7 protein-coding genes are annotated in these 8834 nt (G+C 72.4%); 2 read left to right on the top strand and 5 right to left on the bottom strand.

The window, feature by feature from the left end; translation table 11 throughout:
* Positions 1-191: 191 nt before the first annotated feature.
* From ACFZBX_RS36640 to ssuE, 3 genes are all read right to left on the bottom strand, one after another.
* On the bottom strand, positions 192-2750 hold the full coding sequence (locus ACFZBX_RS36640; RefSeq protein ID WP_391538145.1) for an ABC transporter permease: 2559 nt from the start codon (positions 2748-2750) through the stop codon (positions 192-194).
* A gap of 22 nt (positions 2751-2772) precedes the next feature.
* The gene (locus ACFZBX_RS36635; protein WP_380764440.1) at positions 2773-3561 is read right to left on the bottom strand and encodes an ABC transporter ATP-binding protein; all 789 of its coding nucleotides are present in this window, start codon (positions 3559-3561) and stop codon (positions 2773-2775) included.
* Positions 3562-3938: 377 nt separating this feature from the next.
* Positions 3939-4493, bottom strand: coding sequence for an NADPH-dependent FMN reductase (gene ssuE, locus ACFZBX_RS36630; protein ID WP_391538144.1), 555 nt, complete (start codon positions 4491-4493; stop codon positions 3939-3941).
* Positions 4494-4987: 494 nt separating this feature from the next.
* Here ssuE and ACFZBX_RS36625 point away from each other — a divergent pair, with 494 nt between their 5' ends.
* Positions 4988-6358, top strand: a complete 1371-nt coding sequence (locus ACFZBX_RS36625; RefSeq protein WP_391538143.1) for an LCP family protein — start codon at positions 4988-4990, stop codon at positions 6356-6358.
* 47 nt (positions 6359-6405) lie between these two features.
* Complete coding sequence (locus tag ACFZBX_RS36620; protein ID WP_391538142.1) at positions 6406-6870, top strand: hypothetical protein; 465 nt, start codon at positions 6406-6408, stop codon at positions 6868-6870.
* Between the two features lie 70 nt (positions 6871-6940).
* Here ACFZBX_RS36620 and ACFZBX_RS36615 read toward each other — a convergent pair whose 3' ends face one another.
* Both ACFZBX_RS36615 and ACFZBX_RS36610 read right to left on the bottom strand, forming a co-directional pair.
* A complete protein-coding gene (locus ACFZBX_RS36615) occupies positions 6941-7561 on the bottom strand; it encodes a hypothetical protein (RefSeq protein WP_391538141.1) in 621 nt (206 codons plus the stop codon).
* Between the two features lie 276 nt (positions 7562-7837).
* On the bottom strand, positions 7838-8614 hold the full coding sequence (locus ACFZBX_RS36610) for an arylamine N-acetyltransferase (protein ID WP_391538146.1): 777 nt from the start codon (positions 8612-8614) through the stop codon (positions 7838-7840).
* Between the last annotated feature and the right edge of the window lie 220 nt (positions 8615-8834).

The raw sequence follows: 8834 nt of genomic DNA, 5'->3' as shown, positions 1-8834 counted from the left end.
CTTCCGCGGACCCTGAGGCGTCCTGTCCCTACGGATCTCGAAGTCCAATGCATCCCCTGAGCTGGGGTGTTGCAACGACTCCTAGAACCCAAGGACGGCACCCTGCCCCTTCCCCTTCCCCCTTTTCCCCGTTTCCCCCTTGCCTCCGGTGCCGCGACCCCCGATCCCCCGATCCGGGGGTCGCCGCCCGGTCAGTCCGTCGCGATCGCCGCGAGGACGTTCATCCGCCCGGCCCGGAAGGCCGGTATGAGAGCGGCCAGCAGGCCGATGAGCACCGAGGCGGCCAGCGTGATGACGATCGTGGTGACCGGGACGGCGAGCGCCTCCAGCCCCTGCGACTCCAGCACCTGCTGGCCGGTGATGCCCCAGGCCAGGCCGAGCACCGTGCCGAGGACGGCGCCGAACACCGCGATCACCACCGACTCCAGGCGGATCATCCGGCGCAACTGGCGGCGGGAGAGCCCGATCGCCCGCAGCAGGCCGATCTCGCGGGTCCGCTCGACCACCGAGAGCGCCAGGGTGTTGACCACGCCGAGCACCGCGACCACGATCGCCAGGAAGAGCAGGCCGTAGATCATGTAGAGCAGGGTGTTGACCTGCTCCTGGATGAGGTCCTTGTAGCCGGCCTGGTCGCGGACCGAGGCCTGCGGGTACTCCTTGAGCGCGTCCTCCAGGGCGGTGAGCGTCCTGGCGACATCCGCCCCGGCCGCCGCCTTGCCGAAGATCACGCTGTCCACCGGCTGCTCGGCGGCGGGCACCGCCTGGGTGACGGTGTCGAGCGAGGCGAAGGTGTTGCCGTCGAAGAGCGAGTTGCCCATCGTCATGATGACGCCGACCGGCAGCGACTGGGAGCGCCCCTGACCGTAGTCGATCTTGATGGTGTCACCGATCTTGAGGCCGTGGTCCTTGGCGTAGTCCTCACCGATCGCGAGCGAGCCCTGCTTGAGGGAGTCGGCGCTGCCGGACTTGACCGGCAGCCGGAAGTCCTCGGTGAACCGCCCGGTGACGGCGGAGACATTCCGCTCCGAGGTCTTGCCGTCCGGCGCGGTGAAGCGCGCGCTCAGGTCCTTCCGCCCGGTGACGTGGTCCACGCCCCCGGTCTTGCGCACGGCCTCGACGATCTCCGCGGAGACGCCGTTCTGGCCGGCCTGGATGATGTAGTCGGCGCCCACCGAGCGGTCGATCTGGACGTTGGTGGACTTGATCACCGTGGAGGTGAAGACCGAGGCGCCGACCACCAGCGCCAGTCCGATCATCAGTGCGGCTGCCGTAGCGCCGGTGCGCCGCGGGTTGCGCATCGCGTTGCGCTGGGCGAGCTTGCCGGACGGGCCGAACAGGGCGGGCAGCATGGCGCCGAGCACCCGCACCACGGTGGTGGCCAGCAGCGGGCCGAGGACCACAAAGCCGACCAGGGTGAGCAGCACGCCCAGACCGATGTACTGGCCGCCGGTGGCCGCCTTCTCCGCCTGGGCGGCCAGCACCAGCAGACCACCGCCGCCGACCGTCATCACCAGGCCGATGACCGCCCGGACGGTGTTGGAGCGGGCCTCGGCCGGGGTGCCGTGGTCGCGCAGTGCGGCGATCGGCGCGATCCGGCTGGCCCGGCGGGCCGGGATCCAGGCCGCGAGCACGGTGATCACGATGCCCACCGCGTATCCGGCGACGAACACGTTCGCGCCGATCGAGAGGTCCCCGGCGTCGAGGTGCATGCCGGCCGCGTTCATCAGCTGGATCAGCCCGACCGCCAGGCCGAGGCCGGCACCGATGCCGAGGGTCGAGCCGGCCGCGCCGAGGAGCAGCGCCTCCACCAGCACCGAGCGGTTGACCTGCCGGCGGCTGCCGCCGACGGCGCGCAGCAGGCCGATCTCCCGGGTGCGCTGGGCGACCAGCATCGAGAAGGTGTTGATGATCAGGAAGCCGCCGACCAGCAGCGAGATGCCGGCGAAGCCGAGCATCGCGTACTTCATGAAGTCCAGGAAGGAGCCGACGTCCTTGACGTTCTCCGCCTTCTGCTCGGCCGCCGTCTTCGCCTGGAAGCCGGCGCCGAACGCGGCCAGCATGTCGGACTTCAGTTGCTCGTCGGTGCGGCTGCCGTCGCCGAACACCTCGACCGAGGTGAGCGAGGCGTGCCTGAGCAGGAACTTCTGCGCGGTGGCGGTGTCCAGGAAGGCCAGCGCCGCACCGGGGTTGGTGGTCTTGAAAGTGGCGATGCCGACGATGGTGAAGTCCTGCTTGTCGACGGCGATCACGCGCAGCCTGTCGCCCAGGCCGAGCTTGGCCTTCTTGGCGGTGTCCGCGTCGATGACGACCTGGTCGGCACCCTGCGGAACGTGTCCCGAGGTGATCTCGACCGGGTTGCGCGGGGTGTCCGCCCAGTTGCCGACGATGGTCGGGGCCCCGCTGGTCGGGCCCACGGCCTTGTTTGTCGCCGGGTCGGCCAGGGTGGCGCTCTGCACGCTCACCTGGCCGATCGCCGTCCTCACGCCGGGGACCGCGGCGGCCTTGCCGACGCTGTCGGCCGGGACGGTCAGCGTCCTCCCCCGGGGGTCGTCGCCGAACTCCGGTTTGGCCGGCTGGACCGAGAGGTCGGAGGCGGTCGACGCGAAGAGCCGGTCGAAGGTGCTGGTCGCGGTGTTGGAGAACACCAGCGTTCCGGACACGAAGGCGACCGACAGCACGACCGCGACCAGGGAGAGCAGCATCCGCCCCTTGTGGGCGAAGAAGCTCCGCAGTGATGTCTTGAGCAGCATGGTCCTGTACCCCCCTGCCCGCTCAGCTGGTGCGCTTGCCGTCGAAACGGCGCATGCGCTCAAGGACGGAGTCGGCCGTCGGGGCGTGCATCTCGTCGACGATCACGCCGTCGGCGAGGAACAGCACGCGGTCCGCGTAGCCGGCGGCGACCGGGTCGTGGGTGACCATCACGATGGTCTGGCCCAGCTCGTCGACGCTGCGGCGCAGGAAGGAGAGCACCTCGGCGCCGGAGCGGGAGTCGAGGTTGCCGGTGGGCTCGTCGCCGAAGATGATCTCGGGACGGGCGGCCAGCGCCCGGGCCACCGCGACGCGCTGCTGCTGGCCGCCGGAGAGCTGCGTCGGGCGGTGCTTGAGCCGGCCCGAGAGGCCGACGGTCTCCACCACCCGGTCCAGCCAGGCCTGGTCCGGCTTGCGGCCGGCGATGTCCATCGGGAGCGTGATGTTCTCCAGCGCGTTCAGCGTCGGCAGGAGGTTGAACGCCTGGAAGATGAAGCCGATCTTGTCCCGGCGCAGCCTGGTGAGCTGCTTGTCCTTCAGGCCGGTGATCTCGGTGTCACCGATCCAGATCCGCCCTTCGGTCACCGTGTCCAGACCGGCCAGGCAGTGCATCAGGGTCGACTTGCCGGAACCCGAGGGGCCCATGATCGCGGTGAAGCGGCCGCGCTGGATGTCGACGTCGACCGCGTCCAGGGCGGTGACCCTGGTCTCGCCGGAGCCGTAGGACTTGGTCACCTGACGAGCCGAGGCGGCGACGGCGGAGGCACCGCCGGGAAGCTGGGGGTCGTACACGGCTGCTGCTGCCGTCGTCACTGTCGTCTCCTAAAAAGTGGGCCCACCCGTTGCCCCCCAGCCTCGTGCGTTCCACCCGTCCGGCGACATCGCGCAGGGGATAGTTTTCGACCGGGAGTTAGCTTCACCCTGCCGGTGCACCGGGGACCCGGACCCGATCGCATCGGGTCCGCCTCGGACGGGCGGGGATGTGAACCACGTTAGGAGCCGGGGCCCGCGCCCTCGTCATCCGACGGGAGGAAGCGCGCCAACCGGAGTTGTACGGGGTGCCGGACGCCTCCCCCTAGGGGTCGACGGGGGTCCCCTCAGGGTCCGCCCGTAAGGAGGCCCCACCCGGCGTGCGCCGGGCGGGGCCTGGGGTGGTCCGGGGGGCCGGCGCGCGGGGCGCCGGGCGGGCGTCAGGACGCCAGGGCCGGGGCGGCCCGGCGCTCCAGGGCGGCCGCGAACGCGTCCACGACGGGGCGCAGCAGCACGTCGGTCTCGCGCTCGATCACGGTGGCGCCGTCCTCCCGCACGGAGATGTGACGGTCCAGCACGAACCAGCCCTGGGTGATGTGGTCGGCGCCCATCGAGCTGAGCACCGGCCGCAGCGCGTAGTCCACCGCCAGCACGTGCGCGGTGGAGCCGCCGGTGGCGAGCGGCAGGACGGCCTTGTCGCGCAGCGCGTACTGCGGCAGCACGTCCAGCAGCGCCTTGAGCAGGCCCGAGTACGCGGCCTTGTAGACCGGGGTGCCGATCACCACGCCGTCGGCCTCCGCGAACAACTCCAGGGCGGCGGCCAGTTCGGGGTGCGACAGGTCGGCGGAGAGCAGCGCGTGCGCGGGCAGGGCGCGCACCTCGAAGGGGACGACGCGGTGGCCGCGCTCCTCCAGCCGTGCGTCGACGAGGCGCAGCAGACGGGTGGTGCGGGAGGTCGCGGACGGGGAGCCGGAAACGGACAGGACGGTGGCCATGGGGTTCACCTCGGGGAGGAAGCGGGGCGACGCGCAGGCGGCACGGGGCGCTCACCGGGCACGGGCGGCACCGGCCGGGCGGACGGGGACCGGCCTACCGGCGGGCGGCGGTGAACGCGCCGCGCGGGCGGCGTCGGGAAGAGGGGGGAGGAGGAGTGGTGGGGTTCGACGGGCGAGCGTCAGCCACAACAGAGCGAACGGGACACACGCAGCAGGTCGACGTGCCGCCGACGCGTGAGGGTCCATCGCTGATCCATGGCGCCATGCAAACACGCAGCGTTCCGGACGGTCAAGGTTCGTCCCGCCAGGCGAACACCAGGTGAGACGGATGATGAGACGGCGGCGCACGCGATCCCACCGGGCGGACGGGGCGCGCGCCGCCCGCCGGCGCCTTGCCGCGGAACGATCCGGTGCGTGCATCAAAACTGCTACAAGCGCCCTGGTGGGGGCCCCGGGGGGAGTCACCGGTCCCGGCGTCGGGCATTCTCTCCCACATGAACACGTGGCAGGAGGGCCGCCCGGGCGGCGGCGGGAACCCGTACGGCGGAGGCAACGGTGGCGGGGGCCCCGCGTACGGGCGCGGCGGTGGCGCGGAGCCGCCGCTGCCCGCCGGGCTGAACCCGCGCGGGCCGGGCGCCCCGGCGCCCCGGCAGCCCCGGCCGCAGGCGCAGCCGCCCCAGCAGGCCCGCCAGCCGCAGCCGCCCGGGTACGGGCCGGCGCAGGGCTACGGGCAGGGCCAGGGCCACGGGCAGCCCGGGCAGCCGGGCCGGCCGGGGGTGCCGGCCCAGGGGGCTCCCGGCGCCCCGGGCGGGCCCGGTGGCCCGCGCGGACCGATACCTCCCGGCGGTCCGCAGACGCCCGCCGGCGCACGGTCCTCGCGCTGGCCCCGGCGCCGGATCGTCAAGTGGTCGGTCTTCGGCGTGCTGATCGCCATGATGGTCACCGCGGTCTCCACCTGGTTCTGGGCGGACTCCAAGCTCAACCACGAGAAGGTGCTCGCCGACTACCCCGGCCGCCCCGCCGCGGGCAAGGGCACCAACTGGCTGATCGTGGGCTCCGACAGCCGCAACGGCCTGTCCGACTCCCAGGAGGAGGACCTGCACACCGGCCACGCGGGCGGCAAGCGCAGCGACTCGATGATGATCCTGCACGTCGGGGACAACGGGAACACCCTGATGAGCATCCCGCGCGACTCCTGGGTGCCGATCCCCGAGCACGCCGGCGAGAACGGCAAGACCGTCAAGTCGACCACCTCGAAGATCAATTCGGCGTTCGCGGCGGGCGGCGGCAAGCTGCTCGCGCAGACCGTCGAGATGAACACCGGCATCCGCATCGACCACTACGCCGAGATCGGCTTCGCCGGCTTCGTGGGCATCGTCGACTCGGTCGGCGGCGTGGACATGTGCATCGAGCAGGACGTCAAGGACAAGGACTCCGGCCTCGACCTCAAGGCCGGCTGCCAGAACCTCGACGGCACCCAGGCGCTGGCCTTCGTCCGCCAGCGCCACCAGATGGCCGACCAGGACCTCGGCCGGATGCGCAACCAGCAGAAGTTCCTCGGCGCGCTGGCCAAGCAGGCGGCCTCGCCGGCCACCGTGCTCAACCCGTTCACCTTCTACCCGCTGGTCTCCTCCGGCCTCGGAACGCTGATCGTCGACGAGGACGCCGGGCTGACCGACCTGGGCTCGCTGTTCCTCGCCATGAAGGACGTCAACGGCGGCGGCGGCAAGAGCATCACCGTGCCGATCGCCAACCCGGACTTCAAGACCAACACCGGGGAGTCGGCGGTGAAGTGGGACACCGCGAAGGCCAAGCAGGTCTTCGACGCCTTCAAGAACGACACCGCCGTGCCGGACGTGAAGTAACGGCGGACGCGCGTGACTCGTCGTTACACGGCGGACACAATGGGTGGATGTCACTCGTCACCGCGCTGATCTACCGCCGCCGTCACCGCCTCCTGGGCCGCCTGGTCCAGGAGGCGCTCGCGTTCTACGGGATGGAGGTGCCGGCCGCCGCCGAGATCGGCCCCGGCCTCGTCGTGTTCCACCGGGGCTTCGGCACCGTGCTGCACCCGTACACCACGCTCGGCGCCGGGGTGACGCTGTACAACGGCGTGACCGTCGGACGGGCCGACCCGTGGGTACCGCAGGAGCGCAGCGCGATGCGGCGGGTCGTGGTGGAGGACGGCGCGGTGCTGTGCGCGGGCGCCAAGGTGATCTGCAAGGAAGGCGTGCTGACCGTCGGGGCGGGCACCGTCGTGGGTGCCAACGCGGTGCTGACCCGCTCGACCGGGCCGGGCGAGATCTGGGCCGGCGCCCCCGCCCGCCGGGTCGGCCTGCGGGCGGGGTGGCCGACGGGCGAGCCGGTGCTCGGCTGAGCCCGGCCCGGGCGCGTTCGGACCCTTTCGAGCGCGTTCGGGCGCGTTCGGGCCCGGTTCGAGCCGCAGCTCAGTGGACGGCCACGCCCGGGAGGTGGCCGGTGGCGCACTCGGCGTAGCGGTGGACGGGCTCGCCCTGCCCGCCGCCGACCTCGCGTTCGCCCGCGAAGCCGTGGTGGATCGCCCGGCCGCCGTGCCCGTCGGCCCAGCGGGCGCGCGTCAGGTGGACGACGAGGGTGGCCGGGTGCTGCGGCTGGGGGCGCTCCAGGACGAGTTCGCGCACGCGCTCCCCCGGCGGGAAGGTGACCACGGCCTCGCTGGTCCGCAGCCGCGCCCGGCGAGGCTCCCACTCCACCGCCCAGTACGCGGACACCGTGACCTCCAGCCGCCCGTCGAGGCCGTCCTCGTCCGGCCGGACGTACTCCTCGTCGGGGACCCAGCGCGCGTGGTTGCGGATGTCGTCCGGGCCGAACCACTCGGCCCAGGTGACCCAGTAGCCCGCGACGCACTTGATCGTCATGTCCTCGCGGGCGATCCGAACCGGGATGCGGGTCAGGCTGACGGGCTCGCTCAGCATCAGGACGCGACCGTCCCGGTCGACCCGGAGGTCCCCCTGCGGCTCGAAGGACAGGACGGTCACCTGCTCGAAGGTCACCTCGCCGTCGTCCCTGCGCCGACTCTTCTGCCCCATGAGTGAACCACCTTGCCGGAAAGCGGAGTTGAACGGCTCACGGCCGCCCCGGGGGCGAGCCGGCCGCGCCTCGCGCAGCATATGGCGCACGGTCGGCCGCAACGCGTGATTCCGGCGAATCCCCACGGAGTGGACGGCGCGCGGCTATTCTGCGCCCGCACACGACGCCACGCGCGCCCCCGGACATCCGCGCGCGCTGCAAGCGCGCCCCACGGACGGAGCCCGCCCCGCCGGACGACGCACCCGGCCACGCCGCCCGACGTCCGACCGCCGGCCTCAGGGGGCGGTGGGGAGGCGGTCCAGGGCGATGCCGAAGTGGGTGCGGTAGGCGGCGAGGGCGGCGTCCGGGGCGAGCAGTTCCTCGCTGCGGGTGCCGTCCGGAGCGGTGCGCAGCAGGCGGGTGCCGCCGGTGGCGCGGGTGCTGTTGAGGGTGACCCGGCCGCCGCCCGGGGTGGGGCGGGAACAGGTGGTCCCACGGGTGAACAGCGAGCCGGGGGACGTCGTCTGCCACCAGCAGGTCGGCACGAAGTCGGCCAGCGCGTGCGGGCGCAGCTCCAGCCGGTACTGCGGCTCGCCGTCGAGGCGGACGTCGAGGTCGTCGGCCGTGCCGCTCGGCAGGACGGTGAACACGCCCGCCGCGTCGCGCTGTTCGCCGCGCTCGTCGAGCAGCAGCGGACGGCGCGCGAACCGCCCGAAGCCCACGTCCACCAGCCACGCGGCGTCGTCCGCCACCACCCGCAGCGCGAGGTGGTCGAACGGCGGCCCCGGCTTCGCGCCGTTGAAGACGCGGGCCGCGAGCAGGTCCACCCGGTAGCCGAGCGCGCGCAGCAACGCGGCGAAGGCGCCGTTGAGTTCGTAGCAGAACCCGCCGCGCCGCCGGTCGACGATCTTCTCCAGCAGCGCGGCGGGTTCCAGCACCACGGACTCGCCGAGGTGGATGCTCAGGTTCTCGAACGGCACCGCGTCCAGGTGCGCCTCCTGCAACCGCGCCAGCTCGGCGGCACCCGCCCGCCCGGGCCGCACGGCCCCGATCCGGTCGAGGTACGCGGCCACCTGGTCAGCGGTGAGGCCGACTTCGGAGTTCGCCGCGGTGTCGTTCTTCGACGGTTCGTTCTTCGAGGGTTCGTCCACGCCTCCATCCAAGCGGACGCGGGCCCTCCGGCCATCAGTCCTGAGACCTAGGTGTTCTGGCCCGTGAGGTTGGGAACGCGGCTGGTGGGTGGTTTGCCTGCGAGTGCGGTGTGTCCGCGGTGGTGATTGTAGGTGTGGAGCC

Origin of the sequence: Kitasatospora sp. NPDC008115 (assembly GCF_042957205.1) — a bacterium.
In the GTDB taxonomy this organism is placed as follows: Bacteria; Actinomycetota; Actinomycetes; order Streptomycetales; family Streptomycetaceae; genus Kitasatospora.
Note: the sequence above shows the minus strand (reverse complement) of the source record. Positions and strands in the feature narration are given on the sequence as shown.

Coding starts and splice junctions, on each gene's coding strand:
- ACFZBX_RS36640 (WP_391538145.1), bottom strand. CDS start 2,750: ATGCTGCTCAAGACATCACTGCGGAGCTTCTTCGCCCACAAGGGGCGG.
- ssuE (WP_391538144.1), bottom strand. CDS start 4,493: ATGGCCACCGTCCTGTCCGTTTCCGGCTCCCCGTCCGCGACCTCCCGC.
- ACFZBX_RS36625 (WP_391538143.1), top strand. CDS start 4,988: ATGAACACGTGGCAGGAGGGCCGCCCGGGCGGCGGCGGGAACCCGTAC.
- ACFZBX_RS36620 (WP_391538142.1), top strand. CDS start 6,406: ATGTCACTCGTCACCGCGCTGATCTACCGCCGCCGTCACCGCCTCCTG.
- ACFZBX_RS36615 (WP_391538141.1), bottom strand. CDS start 7,561: ATGGGGCAGAAGAGTCGGCGCAGGGACGACGGCGAGGTGACCTTCGAG.